This is a genomic window from Acinetobacter halobius, assembly GCF_044130335.1.
GTDB lineage: Bacteria > Pseudomonadota > Gammaproteobacteria > Pseudomonadales > Moraxellaceae > Acinetobacter.
Window position 1 is genome coordinate 43,273 of the sequence record NZ_JBIQOD010000008.1, and the last position, 16,622, is coordinate 59,894.

A 16,622-nucleotide genomic window follows, 5' to 3' on the forward strand; every position below is an offset into this window, starting at 1 on the left:
AGCGATCATTTTTTTAACAAATTCTATCTGGAGATGAGCCATCTAAAAATGAATTTGATCTTTATATTCATCAATGATCGACAACCATGCGCGAGTAGCAGGATTCATGAGTACGGTGGAATTCCATGCCATATTTAAGTTCCAGCGCAAACTTGGTTGTTCCACTAAACTGACACTGAATTTTGCGCGATCTAATTGCTCACAATAAATTTGTGGTAATAAAGCAATACCGACACCAGACTCGACCATTTTGGCAATAAAGTCCCACTGACTACTTTTACATAATACTTTGGGTTCAAAGCCTGCTGCCATAGCTGCTTCCAATATCACATGGTTCAATGTAAAGGTATCTGCATACAGCAGAAACGATTCTTCTTTGAGCTCGGCAAATTGCACCACGTCACGCTTTCTCCATTGTGAGTCATGGTTGGAAAGCAAACACAGCGGCGAATCAATAATTTGTATCCCCTGAATACTAGGCTTTAATTCTCCCAGTAAGATACCCACATCAATATTTTTCGCTAAAATTGCTTCTTCAATTCCTGTTGCACCGACTTCTAAAAAATTCAACTCAATATTGGGATAAAGTTTATGAAATTTAGCAATCAATGAGCTTAAAAGGACTGAACCTAAAGGTGGCAGACCGAGTCTTAGCACACCTTGCTTTACCCCTCGAATCTGATCAGCAGTTTCAAAAATTTGCTGTTGCTGTTGTAAAATCTGCAATGCATGCTGATACAGCTGTTCCCCCATATAGGTCAATTTAACTTCTCGCTTTCGTCCTGCTTGCCCTTTATGAAAGAGGGGTAAGCCAATTTCATCTTCTAGTTGCCTTAATACTTTGCTAATAGTGGGTTGAGTTAAATACAGTTCCTCAGCAGCTACACTAAAACTTTGGCTTTTCACTAGCTGCACAAATATTTTAAGGGTCTTAAAATCCAAAATTATTCCAAATAAGCATAATTATTATTTTATTATTCATAATTACCACCCTAGGTCAAACTTAAAATAACACTAACAATCCAAACATGGTGGACATCAGATGCGTCCGTTCAAACTGGTTTATCGTTCAATTCTTCAAGTCGGCCTGCTAATGGCCATTTGGTATATCGGTACGTTTGTACAAGCTACGCTGTCCTTGCCTGTATCTGGTGGAGTCGTCGGCTTAACACTTTTGCTTATTGCACTGTTAACAGGATTATTCAAACTAGAATGGATTAAGTCAGGCTCTGATCTACTCCTCACTGAGCTATTATTATTTTTTATCCCCTGTGTCATCGGGTTAATTAAATATAAACATCTCTTTCTTACTCAAGGCTGGCAACTGGTTTTATCTATTGTTGTTGGTACCATTTGCGTAATGACCTGCACGGCCTACTGTGTCTCCTTAGGCTTTAAGCTTGAAGAAAAGTTTCAAAAAAAGACCAAACGACCCCATCAGCTCAATACACAAGTTTAAGGAACCACCATGCATATTCATTTTGTAGCCTTAATCTGTTTTATCGGGACCATACTGGCATATATTTGGGGTAAAAATTTTTATCAGAAATATCCCTATCTGTTATTCTCACCAACCATTCTAATCCCTTGTCTCATCATCCTATGTATGATGATGTTCCATATTCAGTATGACAACTATATGTATTACAGTAAGTGGCTCGTATGGATGTTAGGCCCTACGACAGTTGCTTTCGCCATTCCAATCTTTGAGTATCGCAAAGTCATTCAACAACATGCTTTCTCTATAGCATTAGGTATTATCATCGGCATGATGGTTGGAGTACTTAGCTCGTTTTACTTGGCACGTTTGTTTCATTTTGATGCTGTAACCAGTTACAGTTTGATGAGTCGTTCTATCTCTACCCCTTTTGCCATGGAGCTCAGCAAAGCCGTTGGTGGTTCTGTAGATCTGGTGATTTTATTCACTGTGATCACTGGTATAGTCGGTGGACTTTTGGCCAATTCTGTATTGTTAGTCCTAAAACTAGATTCCAAATTCGCTCAAGGAGCATCTTTGGGCAATGCAGCACATGGTTTTGGTACCAGCACTGCGTTCAAACGCCATAAAGAAGAAGGCGTAGCAGCCTGTCTCAGTATGGTTTTAGCAGGTATCTTTATGGTTCTTTTTGGTCCAAGTTTAATTAAAACAGTAGTTTATCTACTCAGCTAAGGCACAATAATAGCTTCAGCTAATACGACTAAAATTCTGCTCTTTAATGCCTTTAAAAGCAAAATACAGCATTAAGCCCATCATTAGTGCCAATAAAAAATAATAGGGCAAATGTTGGTTCACCTGATAGAGTCCAGTACTCAGCAACGGCGCGAAAACAAAACTTAAAGCCTGTGTTGCCGTACATAAACTGGCTATTTTAGTTTGTAGCGTGGTTGACGCTGTTTGGGCTGCCCCTGTGGTAAAAGCGGGCATTAAACAAGCTACAGCAATACCATAAAAAAGATAAGCGGCTTGAAAAACCCAAATCTGGCTAGCGCTGACTGAAAGTATTAACCCCAAGACCATTGTCGCTAGACCGAACCATAATAATTGTTTAATTGACCAATTGAGTCGTTTTGAAATCGCCAATTGCATTAAAACCAGTGCGATCCCCACAATCAATGAACACTGAGAAAAATAAATTGCACTTTGATAGGTATCGAAATGGAAGCGATCTTGAATATAAAAACCAGCAGTTAAATTTAAGGTAACAATCGCAACATATAAACTAAAACCTAACAATAACCAAATCCCTAATTTTGACCATTGCAATTTTTCTGTCGGCAGAGTGTCTAATTTCGCCGCAGTATCCGCTTGTTCCTGTACCTGTGGCGCTTGCTTTGCTTGAAAACTAAGTACAATCCAAACCGCCATACCCGTTAAAATAGCCACGGCACCCCAAAGTGGTGTCAACATGCTCCATGTCAATAACATGGTCGTCACCAAAGGCCCAATGACAACCCCTATACTGTTTAGTGCGCCAAACTTTGCCATGTTCTGACTACGATCCTGCTCACTTTGAAAAGCCGTCATGACATAACTTTGCAGCGCAATTTGTGGCATTGCCATAAAAAAGCCCGTACTGGCACGGGTCAATATGAGTAAGCTAAACAAAACAATAAACGACATGGAATAACTCAGCCCGTAACTAAGAACACCTGCAAATAAGCCCCATGTCAGCGCCATACCAGTGAAACCAATACTTAATAGTTGATAAATGCTGAATTTTTGGGTTTGCTTCGCGATATAAATAGCAGAAACTGCCATGACTAATGCCCCAGCCGACACCAATGCACCACCTTGCAGCTCAGTCAGCCCTAGTTGCCGAATAAAGGGCGCAAGCAAAGGTAAAATCATTGAGAAACAGGCGCCATTGGCAAGACTACCTGCAATAAAAATATTGTTATTGCTATTCATTTTATTATTTGAACCATATTTTAAGGCGAGATTACAAAGTAAAGAGGTAGCTGAACGCTACCTCTAGACATACAGTTAGTATTTCAATGTATAGCTCAGACCATAGGTTCGACCTTGAGCAGCTAAGCTTGAAATAGCCCCATAAACCGACTCAACCGATTGACTATAGACCGATTTGTAGTCTGTATTCCACACGTTATACACCCCAAAGCCGATCGTACCTGGACCTGCTTTTGCATTGGCAATCACATCCATCGTTGCAAAGCCTTTGATTTCAGCAGGAACAGTCGAACCGTACTTTTCAGCGTCTTTTTTTGCTTTATCCGTACCACCAATAGCTAAGGCTTGAACACGTAGACTCATGTCATTGTTAAACTGCCACTCAGAAAATGCTGTGCCTTTCAGTGGCGCAACTCTGATTGCATCTAGTTCTTGCCATTTCCCAGCAGTATTTTTGAACTGTCCACGGGTATACGCCATGGTTCCACCCACTGTCCAATTTGGCTGTAGTCGATATGACGCATTTCCTTCTACACCATAAACGCGCTCATCTGTATCTAAGACTTCAATGGTATAGTTTGGACGGCCAAACTTTAAACTTTTATCTGAGTCATTATAGAAAGTGGTCACGCCCGCATTTAGACCATTTGTAGCTTGCACACGCCAACCCAACTCGTAGTTATTCACTTTAATTGGGTCAATGGTTTGGCTGTTGACTGTAAAACTTGCAGGCACATCACGAAGCATACGTTGAATATCAGGTAAATTTGAGCCTTGGGAAAAGTTTGCAAAAATTTGTTGAGCATCGCTTAAGTGATAAACTGCACCCACATTAAACAATGTCGCGTCATGCTTTACTTTACCGCCATTTAAAGTCTTGGCTTGGTAGCCTGGTCGCAAGTCAGCGGTAATTGCCTCTAAATAAGGCGTTGATCCATCCACTTGGCTTTCTACACGTTCATAACGCACCCCTGCTTTTAAGCCTAAGCGATCTGTCACATCAAAGTCTGTTTGAATGAAGGTACCCAACTTTTCCGTTTCGACATCTGGCCCAAAAGCATAATAATTAAAAGGCTTATAATTTAGACCGTTACTAGCCACAAATGCAGCACTATCGTACATTTGAATATTTTGTTCATCTTGTTCATTTTCATAGTCAATACCATAGCTGAGTCCCAACTTCCGACCATTTAAGTCAAATTGTTTCTGCAAGGCAACTCGCGCACCATAAACATCAATATCTGTTTCCGACTGATAAACAAGATATAAACCGCCTCCCATAGCCTGAGCAGAAGGGAACCAGCGTGCTTGCTCATTCCGATAGTACGCTTCAGCATTTAAGTTATGCCCCAATACATTTTGATTTTCATATTGCGTATTAAATGCGTAGCGTTCAGTTTGCGGTTGGGTCTCTAACTGCATGCCTTTGACCGCAGCAAGACTGGCAGTATAGGTTGGGTCACGTCTTAAATAGGCTAAACTCGGACCATAGTCAGGACCATATTCACTATCTTGTTCGTCATTAAAATATTGAGCACCAAAACTCAAACTTTGACTATCTGAAATATTCCAAGTCAAACGACCATTGATATCTAATGTATCCGTATCTTGACGGTCTGTTTGCGCAACTTCAGGCCCAATACGGTGACCATGGCTGTCCTGAATTTCACCACGAGTGGTATAACTGGCACCGAAAGCCCCTTGTAGTGCACCTTGGTTAAACAAAATATTTTGTGATGCTTCATAGGCCATAGCATCTGATTTAAAGTTATTTCCCGCAGTCATCCCAACTTTAGTTTCAAAGCTAATCGGGTCTTGGCCACCACGTTTGGTAATAATATTAATAATCCCGCCTGTTGCTCCCGAGCCATAAATACTGGTTGCCCCTGAAACCACTTCAATACGCTCAATCATAGACGGTTGAATGCTATTTAACTGACGTGAACCATCGCGATAACCTGTTTGCGGTACACCATCAATCATGTATTGCACTACACGACCACGCATGGTCATACCATAGTTTGAGGTCGTTCCACTACTCGGTGTCAGAGATGGAACTAACATTCCCAAGATATCTGCAATACTCTTTCCTGCATTGGCCTGTTTTTCAATTTCAGCTTGATCAATGCTATAAACTGTCCCCGCAATATCCGCAATGCTCTTTGCAGAACGAGTTGCTGTCACCACAATCGGTGCCAGTTGTGTAGCCTCTTTTTGTTTAGCTTCAACACGGCTTGTTTGGCTATCTAATGTTGTAGTGACATCATCTTGTGCATACAATTGTGTACATACAGCAAGTGTTAAACAAGTCAACTGCATAGGTAACATAAAACGGCTCATATCTTTTTCCTTTTATTAAATTTCTTGATTCAAAAGTTTTGTTGAGTTTTTTGATGACGTGAAATGATGTATTGGCTCAGTAGTACACTGACCACAGACGCAACCGCCAATACCATATAAAAATTGCCATATCCGAGTGATTTGGCTAAAAATCCCGATGTAGCTCCCCCAATGAAATAAACCAGTAGCTCAAAACACACCAAAATGGTGAAGTCCGTGCCTGCCTGTTCTTTAGAACTGCTCTGCATGAAATAGGCATAGAGTGAAGTCATTGCTACATAACGAATCGCAAGCATGACAATCACAAATCCCCCCAAGAGTAAATGCCACTGGTTTAACCAGCCCAAAACAATGGCTGCGCCAATCACTCCATACAACACCGTTCGACACCACCCCGCCCAAATAAGCAACTGAGTAGCTTGCAACTTTTTCAGAAGAAATGCTGCCGTAACGGCAGCGAGCAAACCCACGCCTGCGCCAATCACAGACATCAGCACCCCAATTTGAGCAAGCGTCCATTTTTGGTCAATGAGCATCGGATTGAGCATCGCCATTGCAGGTGCTTCAACCACGCGATAGCACAAAATCAGTGCTAAGGCCGATAAAATCTCTGGCCGTTTAAAAGCACGGATTAAGCTTGGAGCTTGTTTAGCGATATTCGTCTGTTCACTTGCATTCTCTTGAATGTAAAAAACAGCAAACATGGTCAATGCTGTCATGACTGCTAAGCACACCAATGCACTTTCCCAGCCGTAATATTGGTACAACCATAATGTTGCCGCACCACCTAACATACTCCCCAAAGCGACCCCAATACTTTGTGCCATACTGCCTAGACGGTATTCGGACTCTGAAAAAGCTTCAACGGTATAGCCATCAATAGCAATATCTTGAGTCGCAGCAAAGCTTGAGATCCATAAACCAATCACAACAAATACGATCAATCCGTAAGAGAACTGGGTAAAAGCCAAGGCCAGAACGCCAAGAACCAATGCTATTTGAGTAAAAAGCAACCATGTTTTTCGTTTCCCTAACTTCTTGATATAGAGTCGGTCAATCAGTGGTGCCCATAAAAATTTAAAAGCCCATGGAATATAAAGCAGTGACAACATTCCAATCCAACGTAAATCCACCCCCTGATGTCGCAAAATAGCGGGTAATGCCACATTGTAAAAATACAAAGGCAAGGCATGCGCCAGATATAAAACAATAACAACGGCTAGGCTCAAAGCAGAGATTTGGCGTGTTGCTCTTTGTGAATTTAGGTTTTGCATATCCACCTCTGCACTGCCCATTGCAGTGCATCAGAATGATCAAGCGTGACGTAATAAGGCACCCGCCACGCAGCATGCAGTGCGGGTGTATTCAGTCGTTGTTGATCTGCCGGGTCTTGTGCGATTCGGACTAAACCCAAGCAATATTGAAAAAAAAGCTGTTTGTATGTTTTGTACCAAGCCGCTTGCAATTGACGGTATTCTTCTGGAAACTCCGTACCAACGTCGGTTTGCATGACCAAAGCAAAGTTTTGTTTCTTTAAGAAAAAACGTTCAATTTGGCTGAGCCATTGTTCAAATTCGGCGACTGTAACATCCTCCGAAAATCGCATATTCATGATGTGTATATGTTCTGAGCTATAGCTCATGTAAATTCCTCAGTCCTATTGAGTGGGTTGTGGTTTTGCATAAATGCAGTTGAATGAGTTAAATACCCTCCAAATTTTTCATAGAATTTATGTTTAAAGCAGTAATACAACATGGCTGTTTTTTCAGGCATCGGAATTAGGCGCTGTGCCTCATAGCACATTTCTTCCACTACTGCTGCATAAGGTTTAACAGTATGGTCAGGCTCACCAACAATTTTTTCGGATGGCGCATTCTCAAAAATGTAAAAACCCAACAAGCGCATTACTGGGCGCAAGTAGCCCTTGCCGAAAGCTGACTTTTCACCAAACAGTAAGTGCCAACCAAGGTCTAAAGCATCGCCATCGTAATAACGCCCAAGGCGGTCACGCTTGCCTTCATAGATTTCGGTATAACCCACATCCTGACCATCTACCCCTACGATCAACAACCGATGGTGATCATCAGCCAGCATTTTTTCAAAATAAACAGCAAGGTCGATTTCAGACTTATTCAGCTGCCACTGCGGTATAACGTGGGGCTCATGCATCCATTTATGTAACAATGCTAAATCCTCTGGATACTGCACTTGACGTAGGTAAAATTGCGTCTCATTCTCATAGTATTCATAAAAATCGGGAAGTTGCTGTGACAGTGTTTTCATGGGGAAGCCTTCTAATTTTTTAGTATTTTACGATGCGATACGCTTTGTAGTTGTATCATCAGTTGATTTCGCTACCTGTTCTGACCAGCGTTTTAAGGTTTCAGGGCTGACAGGATTAGCAATTGGATCTAAAAATACAGGGACAGGACGTTCTGCCTCATCGTTATAACTGGTGGTAAATAAGCGCACACGGTTTAAACAAATCTTTTCAAACTCTGCTCTAAACATGGCAAATTTTTCAATACGTTCTGCCAACTCTGGATGCGACTGATGAAACGCATCAATCACTGATGAAATAGTCTGCCAAAACTCAACTTCACTATGCTCAGGATAGTCTTGTAGGAATACATTACAGATATAGCGGTAATGCACCATAAACAGCCCAGTGAAAATAAAATGACTGAGTTCCTGCGCAGGATGTCGCAGTAAAATTTGTCCCTCAATAGGTAAACCAGCCAACTCTGGGAACTCTTCATCGACCAAGTTGACATCATCAATAAAGTCTTTCAGCACCATTTTCTGCGGTACGCCATTGGTGTGAATCAACATGGTATTTTCCCCATGTGGAGAAAAAGCCAAGCCATATTTGTACAAACAAATTAAGAGTGGAGTAATAGATACTTCAGCAAAGCGTTTTAACCACTGTAATGGGCTCAAACCTGAGGCCTTAATCAACACAGCTAATATTGACTGTCCGTTGATGTCTCGATGTAACAAAGCTGCTTGCGAAAGTGCCTGTTCACCAGTTCCAATCACTGGGTCTATACTTTCACGCCATAAGCATCCAAACAGTTCTTTAAACTGATACGGCGCGCCTTCAATCTCATCAAAGCATGGCTGATGGATGGTCAATGTTGCGACTTCACCTAAGAATGCAACACCTGACTGTTTTAAGTCTGGATCTTGAGATTGAATCTGCTTTAGCCAAGCTGTGACGGCTGGGGCTGCGATGTTCCGTTTAGATGGCAATCCTCGATACACTGCGGTATTGAAAATACTGACTGGTAATTTGACATAATGCCGCTCAGGCTGACTAATGTTGCAAAGCGTGCGAATCGACTGCATCGGCACGTAGTCATCGTCTCCAATACCTAACTCGATAATACGCTGATCTACAATTTCATTAGCATACGTTGGCATTAACCATTGGTGCCACTGCCATGCATGTACGGGAATGAGGAAATAGTCACGACAAGAGCAGCCTCTGTCATGTAATTGTTGTTCAAAATTTGTGAGTTGTTCTGCACTTAACTCATGTTGATAGAGTGTCCCCGCTTGCCACTCTTTGGTAGAGCGAAATTCCGCTAGATCACGATGGACTGCTAGCCACAGTACTTTTACAGTTGGAGAAAGTTCTGGCGCAGCACTTAAATAATCATCATAACCAAAACCCATCCGACCTTTACTCATAATCAACCACGGATGACCACGCAACATGCCTTCAATTTCATGATGAGATGCGGTCAATACCGCTGTACTGCTTAAACGACTTTCATCAAATAAATGCGCTTCAGCTAACCATGTATTGTTCATTTCTTTGATCAAATACGCCTTAGTAAAAGGCTTAACTTCAGTTTGATTTGAAAAGGCGCGAATAAAAGTATGTAAGTTCCATGCAGGAATATCCTCAACCGCACCCAACTCGCGTACCGAACCCTCCTCAATTTGCCAATGTCCCAATAAATAGTTCTGAGCTTTAAAGGTATAGCTTTGATCATCCAAAAGAAGTTGATAGCTGTGGTCTCTTAAATGAGTCACTTGAATAATTTCTTCATATAAAAATTCAGCAATCGCCATTTCGATTAAACGCTGTCCTGCTGAACGCCACTGTTTCTGATTCACTTGAAGTTGTGCAAAGTTCATATTATTTTCTCGAATGTATAGGCCTTCATAGATGGATGTAGACCTGTTTGTATTTTTTGCTGTTCAGTATTTTTGGACTTGGATAAAGAATGAACTGAAACTGATACCCTCTGAGTGGATATGCCATGCTGCACATACACTTCGGGGTTTAACTCAGGTTTAAAGTGCTGGAAAGTCTGCTCATTACTTCCTATTTCATAGAGCTGATAACCGAGCAATTGATTGGCAATCGTCGCTGCTCGAAATGCACCAAGTCCTAAGTCTGGTGTACCAACACCATGACTATGCATCTCTTGGTTTTGCACAAAAATTTCGCCCATCGCACTATGCTGTAAACGATAATCTTGACTGACTTTCCAGCGCCCCATTTGATCGGTTGCAATCAAAGGTTTTAAATATTTCAAAAATGGAAACTCAGGGCTGTAATAACCTGTGGATGCAACCACAAAGTCAACATCCATATAGAAGCGCTGTTGAGTTACCGTATGTTCAAGACTTAATCTGATATGCTGACTTTCCATCAACTCAGCATCAAGCAACTGAATTTGAGCATGCAAATGTGTTTTTTGCGGGGTAGATGCAATACTACGGTGATAGAGCCTTTGGTAAATATCTCGTATGGTTTTGGCACTAATACCTTTGTACAACAACGCTTGATCTTTTAGCTGCGCAGCTTTTTGTGACTCCGAAAGCGTGTAAAAATGCTGGGTATAGTTCGGGCTAAAATGTTCCAACCCTAAAGGGGCATATTCCATCGGGAAAAAGCCATTGGAACGCGTCAGCCAGTGCAACTTGAAGTCTGCTATTTTTGTACGATCATGTTGATACTGCTGATCGAACAAATCCAAGAAGACCTCAGCAGAAGACTGGCCAGAACCTAAGACCACGACATTACCTTTTAGTTTTTCTTTTTGATGTGTCAAATAGTCTGATGAATGAATACATTTCTCAGGAACTTGCTGCTGTAACTTATGTAAACAATCAGGTAAATAAGGCAAGTTACCTGAACCAATTACTAGGTTGCGGCACAAGTAACGGATAAAACGGCCACCTTGTTCAACCACGACCTCATAACCTTCACTTTTAGCATAAATGGCCTTAACTGTTGATTGGTATTGAATATGACTGAGTTGATCTGCCACCCATTGGCAATAATGGTTGTATTCACTACGTGGAATGTGTTGCTGTTCAAGAAAGTAGAATTTATATAAGCGCTGTTGTGTTTTTAAATAATTCAAAAAACTCAACGGGCTAGTCGGATCGACCATCGACACCAGGTCTGCCATAAATGGAACTTGCAAAACTGTATTGGGGAGTTGCATACCTGCATGCCAGTCGAACTGCGGTTTTTTCTCAAAGAACAGATAGCTTAATTCCGTCTTTTCATGCAACAGACTGGCAAGGCTTAAGTTAAATGGTCCAAGGCCAATCGCAATAAAATCAAGCATAGAGAGCATCCTCTTGTTTGATACATAACGGATTGGCTAACTGAATATAGACCGACTGATTTTCAACAGCTGCTATTAATTCATCTAGTTCATATAATCGGGTCAACAAGTTGCCCTTATAGGGTAAAGTCTGCTGATACAACAAACTCTGAATTAAACTACTCTCTGGATATTGTTTTAAAAGCCCCAATAGATATTGCTGAAGTACTGTAAGTAAATCATGTTCACTTACATAGCCTGTTGCACCAATGGCATTAATGATGCCGAATAAGGTATTACCAAAAAAATAATAACTAAAACGCTCATCGACAAATGCCTTTGGTCCAACCGCATGAGCTTTGTCATTCAGCTCTGGGAACTGTTGTAAAATTTCAGTTGCAAACTCTTCGATATAATAAAAGCCTTGATTGTCACGTAGCCACAGCAACTCTGGCCAACCATCTTTTAACTCAACCAAGACATTTTGTTGATGCGACTCAAAGGCCATTCCGTAACGATGATAAACATACATGAGTGGGCTCAGACTGATATTTAAGAAAGCCTTAAACCAGTCGTGGGCAATTTGTATTTTATCATCTCGCCTGTGTTGAACTGCGATTTGCTCAAATAATGCGTTAAAACGATTGCGTTCTTTTATAGGATGGTCCTGACATAATGAAGCAATACATGTCACTTGCTGTTTTAGATCAAATGGCTGATCACGCACGATACAGATTGTTTCATCAATAATTTCACCATCCAGCTGTAGAGCAATCCATGCAGGATCATTGACCGCTTTTAGGCTTGGGCATTGTTTTAAAATATCTCGGCCCAATTCACTATGCCAAAGCCGATGCGTCATTTCACCGCGATGGCATTCTTTGGCTAAGTTGACACGTATAGAGTTAGTAATCATCACTGAAAGCGAAGGTTTCAGCATCCACGGCGCACTAAAACTAGCTAGAGTGCGAACAGATGTTGTTGGTGAGAAGAGCCATGCTTTTTCACCCAAGTCGATAATTTTCAATTTCGTTTTTAAATGTTTAAACCATGCTTTACTTTGTAAATAGCGGGCTTGCCACGGATGTAAGGGTAATAATTTATAATGTGCATAGGTAGACAGCGTGACACTTTCGGCTTCTGAGAGATGCCATTGAATTTCTTGCTTCAATTGCTCTGAAAAAGGGTTCTCAAGTGCTGTTCCTTCAGCAATATATTCGGGTGCCACTAGCCAATAGTGAAGTTGAGTTTGTCCTCTGGCTTCAGGTGAATATTTCTGCCAGTCTTCATGTACAAAACCTGTTCTGCTTTTTGGCGCAGGATGCATGCTATGCCCTAAAATCAAAGCTTGTTCAGATGCGATAAAACTTTGCTCAGCCTGAACAAGCTCATCAAAATCATCTGCTCGGATATTTAAAAACTGTTGTAAAGCATCGCGGCTTTGGATCCAACGCTCTAATAATGAGGCCGCGTCTACTTGACCTTGGGTTTGCTGAACCAACTCTTCTAGTAGCAGACTGACCATTGCAACTGAGCTAAAGTTAAGCTTCTGACCTTTTTGAAAAATTTGAGGCAAAGCAGCAATACGATGTCGCCCAACACGGCTGACATAGCTTAACGGAACAAAAAGCTGCGCTTGGATTAAATTGAGTGGTAAAGATAACAGCGTCAAACCTTGGCTAAACGCGAGTTGAGTTGAGTTTTGTTGATACTTCTCAAGCAAATTAGAATTGCCTGTTTCTTGTGAGTATGCATTGACTAGATGTTGCATCGCCAAGCGATTGGCTTGCTCTTTCATCTGACCATATCCTCTTATAAAAGCTTATTTCAAGCTCATTTCATGTAATTATGTTTCTTAAAGGTGTTCACGTTGGCCAACGCTGTAAAGCATGTTAATGGTAATTATTATCATTTATCTTTGCAATTTTGTTTACTTTTGAAAAAACCACCCAAAAAACAACATAAAGTATTGTTTTATATTTATTTTAAATTGTTAATCAGTTTTTCAAATATAGAGTATACGAAATTACACCATAGCTTTAAATGATAGTTTATGAATTTATAATTGATCTGAACTATAAATTTTCTCTATTTTAGATTGAAAAAAGCCCACTCAGATGACCTGAATGGGCTCTAAAATAAACTAAAAGTAAACGCAAGATTCGCTGTTTATTCATCCAACAAATCAGCAAAACTAGCAGAAAGTACTTTGGCCAAATCCTGAGGCTTTAAACCGATATCCAATCCACGTTTACCGCCACTGACATATAGTTTTTCCAACTGTTCTGCGCTTTGGTCAATTACAGTTTTTAACCTTTTTTTCTGCCCTACAGGACTAATGCCTCCGACCAAATAACCTGTCAGTCGTTCTGCATCTTTAGGATCGGACATTTTTAGTTTCTTGGCACCTACAGCCTGCGCCACTTTTTTCAAGTTCAACTGATGATGTACAGGAAGAATTGCAACAAAATAGTTTTTTTCATCGGTCACTAACAGTGTTTTAAACACTTCTTCGACACGTAAGTTTAATTTTTCCGCAGCTTCGAGCCCGAAGCTTTTTGCATTGGCATCATGCTCATATTCATGAATAGAAAATTCGATTTTATTGCCTTTCAAAAGTTTGGTTGCTGGTGTCATTACTGTTCAATATTTTCATTACATACATGGCAGTATAAGCCTTTTAAAAAGGAATGTTTAGCGGTAGACCTTTACATGAGCATCGAACTTACAAGCACTCAGTAAAGCAATGACTGTAAATTCAATGTCAACCATGTATTCAGCTTGTTATCGCTGAAATATCGTCGCTTAGTCAGCACTTAATCCGAATTTCTTAAAGATTTGAGCACGGCGCTTAGGCAAGATATTGGCTTTGGTCAAATCACCTTGGTAGTGATCAAACACTCGTTGATCCATCATTTTAAACCACAGCTTTGGAATTAACGCTGGAATCAACATGGTGGCATAACCACTCGGTAGCTCTGGGGCTTCATCAAAATGTCTTAAGGCCTGAAATGGGCGGGTTGGATAGGCATGATGATCTGAATGGCGTTGTAGCTGATATAAGAATAAATTCGTCACAATGTTGTTATTATTCCAGCTGTGTTCAGGCATGGTTCGCGCATAGCTGCCATCTTCTTTTTGGCTACGTTTTAAACCATAGTGTTCAATATAATTAATAATTTCAAACAGACTCACCCCATAAAATGCCTGTGTCACCAGATATGGCGCTACTTTTTTACCAAACAATTTCAACAAGGTTGCATGAAAGCCCGCACTCATTGCCCATCCATGAAACAGTTCATTTTCTTTGGAAAAGAATGACAGGCCTTTGCGTTTTAGGCGTTTATGTTCAATTTCAACCGCCGACTTCAATCCCCCCAAAACAGTTCGTGGCCAAAACTCATAAAAAGTCTCCCCCATTTTCGATGAAGCCGGATCTTCTGGCGTCGCAGCACGTTTATGGTGTCCATAAGGGTGCTCTATACGGAAATGATTGTAGACCAACGGCGCTAAAGTCATATGTGACCAATAATGATCTGATTTTTTAGGACGATGGCACAGCTCATGTGCTGTATTTACTGCTACTCCATTAATTGCCCCCATGGAAACACCCAATAATATTTGGTCGAGCATCGATACATTTTGGCGAGTCACCACATAACCTGCAAACAAATTGGCTGCCATTTGTAGCGGAATGAACAATTTCACAATACGGTCATAGTACGGGTCATTTACCAAGACCTTAATTTCATCATCTGAAGGGGTGTTCTCATCCGCACCGACCAAAGCATCTACCGCAGGAATAATGACATGCAGTAGCAACGGCCCACCCAAAGCGAAGATTTTCTTGGTGGGTTTCGGGCCAAAATGATAGCCAGCTAAAATGCCCATGCCAATCACAGGAAGCCCAGGACTCAATAGCCAGCCAAAACGCTTTTTATCGATCCCTGCTGCATTTTTGACGACCACGCTAGAATTCGTCATTTTCACTGATGCATTCATTACCATTCTTCCAATTTTCTTGTTATGCCTTTATATTTCTAGAAATGGATCATAAAGAACAGTTGCTAACGTCCAAGAAAACAGCGTAATCGTCCTTGGCCTAAAATGACTTAAATTGACCCTAAATCAAATATTAAGCCCAAGAAATATAGACAAGAAACCGTAAAGTATGGATGCTTTAAGTAAAATTTTTGAAGATATACACCTCAACCAATCTGAGTACCTCTACCTCAAACCGCATGGTGAGTGGGCTTTTCGCTACACCGAACAATCCACCATGATGGCTTATGCGGTACTTCAAGGTCATTTCAATATTTGCTTGGGAAGCAAACAAAGCGTACAAGTGGAAGCTGGAGATCTGATATTACTCCCCTCAGGGCCAAGCCATGAGTGTCGCTCCTCAACCACAGACCAACTGTTAGAAGTATTCGATATTTCTGACTTATTTGCCCAAAACCAACACAAAGAAGTCACTTTTGGAAGTGATGCGACACAACAAAAAACCGTAATCTTGGCCTTACATGCACATATGGACCCTATTATGGCGCGTCCGTTGGTACAAGCCTTACCCGCGTTTATTCACCTGCAACACCAAGACCTCAGCACAGTGCCTGAATGGTTGCAAATTGGACTACAATTTCTCGCTCTAGAAGTCCAACGTATACGCCCAGGTCGCGACAAAATTTTGGATCATTTGGTGAGTATTTTATTAATTGAATGTGTACGTGATTATATTGACGCGCTGCAAGACTCGAACAATTGGCTGAGTGCTTTATCTCATCCTGAGCTCTCCAATGCCCTTGCTAAAATTCATGCAGAACCCGCACAGCCTTGGACAGTTGAGTCCCTTGCAGAACAGTGTTGTATGTCACGTTCTAAATTTGCCACATTGTTTAGCCAAATTTTAGGCATTAGCCCTTTGGCTTATTTGCAACAACACCGTCTGCGTTTAGCCGCCCAATACCTGCGTAATGGACAAGGCACAATTCAACAAATTGCACATCGGGTCGGATACAACTCAGAAACAGCTTTTAGCCAAAGCTTTAAACGACAGTATCAAATGAGCCCAAGCCAATATAGAAATAATCAAAACCCAACTTAGAATGCTCGTCCGTAATGATTTAATAGCAATCTTCACTCTACTTATGACTTTGTGCGGTGAGATAAATACCTTGAACTTGCAGACAAAGATTAGCATCTTGTGAAAATCACACTATAATATCCCGCATCCTTGCTAGAGATGGCTTCAAACCACTGCTTGTTTGTTATTTTTCGCTCTAGCCACACTTTTTTAAGTC

14 protein-coding genes are annotated in these 16,622 nt (G+C 41.1%); 3 read left to right on the forward strand and 11 right to left on the reverse strand.

Annotated elements, in window-relative coordinates:
• Nucleotides 1-42: 42 nt before the first annotated feature.
• On the reverse strand, nt 43-942 hold the full coding sequence (locus tag ACE01U_RS08770; protein ID WP_395579228.1) for a LysR family transcriptional regulator: 900 nt from the start codon (nt 940-942) through the stop codon (nt 43-45).
• A gap of 100 nt (nt 943-1,042) precedes the next feature.
• Here ACE01U_RS08770 and ACE01U_RS08775 point away from each other — a divergent pair, with 100 nt between their 5' ends.
• Both ACE01U_RS08775 and ACE01U_RS08780 read left to right on the forward strand, forming a co-directional pair.
• Nucleotides 1,043-1,459, forward strand: a complete 417-nt coding sequence (locus ACE01U_RS08775) for a CidA/LrgA family protein (protein ID WP_086209232.1) — start codon at nt 1,043-1,045, stop codon at nt 1,457-1,459.
• A 9-nt stretch (nt 1,460-1,468) separates the two neighbouring features.
• Nucleotides 1,469-2,170 (forward strand): LrgB family protein, encoded by a 702-nt coding sequence (locus ACE01U_RS08780; protein WP_086209233.1) that lies wholly within the window; start codon nt 1,469-1,471, stop codon nt 2,168-2,170.
• Nucleotides 2,171-2,185: 15 nt separating this feature from the next.
• Here ACE01U_RS08780 and ACE01U_RS08785 read toward each other — a convergent pair whose 3' ends face one another.
• From ACE01U_RS08785 to ACE01U_RS08830, 10 genes are all read right to left on the reverse strand, one after another.
• Nucleotides 2,186-3,409, reverse strand: a complete 1,224-nt coding sequence (locus ACE01U_RS08785; RefSeq protein WP_086209234.1) for an MFS transporter — start codon at nt 3,407-3,409, stop codon at nt 2,186-2,188.
• A gap of 75 nt (nt 3,410-3,484) precedes the next feature.
• Nucleotides 3,485-5,749 carry a TonB-dependent receptor gene (locus ACE01U_RS08790; RefSeq protein ID WP_395579229.1) on the reverse strand — a complete coding sequence of 755 codons (2,265 nt, stop codon included), beginning with the start codon at nt 5,747-5,749 and terminating at the stop codon, nt 3,485-3,487.
• Nucleotides 5,750-5,778: 29 nt separating this feature from the next.
• Nucleotides 5,779-7,023 carry an MFS transporter gene (locus ACE01U_RS08795; protein WP_322873880.1) on the reverse strand — a complete coding sequence of 415 codons (1,245 nt, stop codon included), beginning with the start codon at nt 7,021-7,023 and terminating at the stop codon, nt 5,779-5,781.
• Nucleotides 7,011-7,391 carry a hypothetical protein gene (locus tag ACE01U_RS08800; protein ID WP_086209236.1) on the reverse strand — a complete coding sequence of 127 codons (381 nt, stop codon included), beginning with the start codon at nt 7,389-7,391 and terminating at the stop codon, nt 7,011-7,013. Before ACE01U_RS08800 ends, ACE01U_RS08795 begins: the two co-directional genes overlap by 13 nt.
• The gene (locus ACE01U_RS08805; protein WP_086209237.1) at nt 7,388-8,032 is read right to left on the reverse strand and encodes a GNAT family N-acetyltransferase; all 645 of its coding nucleotides are present in this window, start codon (nt 8,030-8,032) and stop codon (nt 7,388-7,390) included. The genes ACE01U_RS08800 and ACE01U_RS08805 overlap by 4 nt, the downstream gene beginning before the upstream one ends.
• A gap of 27 nt (nt 8,033-8,059) precedes the next feature.
• Nucleotides 8,060-9,895 (reverse strand): IucA/IucC family protein, encoded by a 1,836-nt coding sequence (locus ACE01U_RS08810; RefSeq protein ID WP_395579230.1) that lies wholly within the window; start codon nt 9,893-9,895, stop codon nt 8,060-8,062.
• Complete coding sequence (locus ACE01U_RS08815; RefSeq protein WP_395579231.1) at nt 9,892-11,343, reverse strand: lysine N(6)-hydroxylase/L-ornithine N(5)-oxygenase family protein; 1,452 nt, start codon at nt 11,341-11,343, stop codon at nt 9,892-9,894. Before ACE01U_RS08815 ends, ACE01U_RS08810 begins: the two co-directional genes overlap by 4 nt.
• Nucleotides 11,336-13,120: an IucA/IucC family protein gene (locus ACE01U_RS08820; RefSeq protein ID WP_395579232.1), complete on the reverse strand. Its 1,785-nt coding sequence runs from the start codon at nt 13,118-13,120 to the stop codon at nt 11,336-11,338. The genes ACE01U_RS08815 and ACE01U_RS08820 overlap by 8 nt, the downstream gene beginning before the upstream one ends.
• 371 nt (nt 13,121-13,491) lie before the next feature.
• On the reverse strand, nt 13,492-13,959 hold the full coding sequence (gene ybaK, locus ACE01U_RS08825) for a Cys-tRNA(Pro) deacylase (RefSeq protein ID WP_395579233.1): 468 nt from the start codon (nt 13,957-13,959) through the stop codon (nt 13,492-13,494).
• A gap of 168 nt (nt 13,960-14,127) precedes the next feature.
• Entirely contained in the window at nt 14,128-15,324 is a 1,197-nt protein-coding gene (locus ACE01U_RS08830) for an alkane 1-monooxygenase (RefSeq protein ID WP_395579234.1), read from the reverse strand.
• Between the two features lie 169 nt (nt 15,325-15,493).
• Between ACE01U_RS08830 and ACE01U_RS08835 the strand changes: the two genes are divergently transcribed.
• The gene (locus ACE01U_RS08835) at nt 15,494-16,426 is read left to right on the forward strand and encodes a helix-turn-helix transcriptional regulator (protein ID WP_395579235.1); all 933 of its coding nucleotides are present in this window, start codon (nt 15,494-15,496) and stop codon (nt 16,424-16,426) included.
• The last annotated feature ends 196 nt before the right edge of the window (nt 16,427-16,622 follow it).

Coding starts and splice junctions, on each gene's coding strand:
- ACE01U_RS08775 (WP_086209232.1), top strand. CDS start 1,043: ATGCGTCCGTTCAAACTGGTTTATCGTTCAATTCTTCAAGTCGGCCTG.
- ACE01U_RS08780 (WP_086209233.1), top strand. CDS start 1,469: ATGCATATTCATTTTGTAGCCTTAATCTGTTTTATCGGGACCATACTG.
- ACE01U_RS08785 (WP_086209234.1), bottom strand. CDS start 3,409: ATGAATAGCAATAACAATATTTTTATTGCAGGTAGTCTTGCCAATGGC.
- ACE01U_RS08790 (WP_395579229.1), bottom strand. CDS start 5,749: ATGAGCCGTTTTATGTTACCTATGCAGTTGACTTGTTTAACACTTGCT.
- ACE01U_RS08795 (WP_322873880.1), bottom strand. CDS start 7,023: ATGCAAAACCTAAATTCACAAAGAGCAACACGCCAAATCTCTGCTTTG.
- ACE01U_RS08800 (WP_086209236.1), bottom strand. CDS start 7,391: ATGAGCTATAGCTCAGAACATATACACATCATGAATATGCGATTTTCG.
- ACE01U_RS08805 (WP_086209237.1), bottom strand. CDS start 8,032: ATGAAAACACTGTCACAGCAACTTCCCGATTTTTATGAATACTATGAG.
- ACE01U_RS08810 (WP_395579230.1), bottom strand. CDS start 9,895: ATGAACTTTGCACAACTTCAAGTGAATCAGAAACAGTGGCGTTCAGCA.
- ACE01U_RS08815 (WP_395579231.1), bottom strand. CDS start 11,343: ATGCTTGATTTTATTGCGATTGGCCTTGGACCATTTAACTTAAGCCTT.
- ACE01U_RS08820 (WP_395579232.1), bottom strand. CDS start 13,120: ATGAAAGAGCAAGCCAATCGCTTGGCGATGCAACATCTAGTCAATGCA.
- ybaK (WP_395579233.1), bottom strand. CDS start 13,959: ATGACACCAGCAACCAAACTTTTGAAAGGCAATAAAATCGAATTTTCT.
- ACE01U_RS08830 (WP_395579234.1), bottom strand. CDS start 15,324: ATGAATGCATCAGTGAAAATGACGAATTCTAGCGTGGTCGTCAAAAAT.
- ACE01U_RS08835 (WP_395579235.1), top strand. CDS start 15,494: ATGGATGCTTTAAGTAAAATTTTTGAAGATATACACCTCAACCAATCT.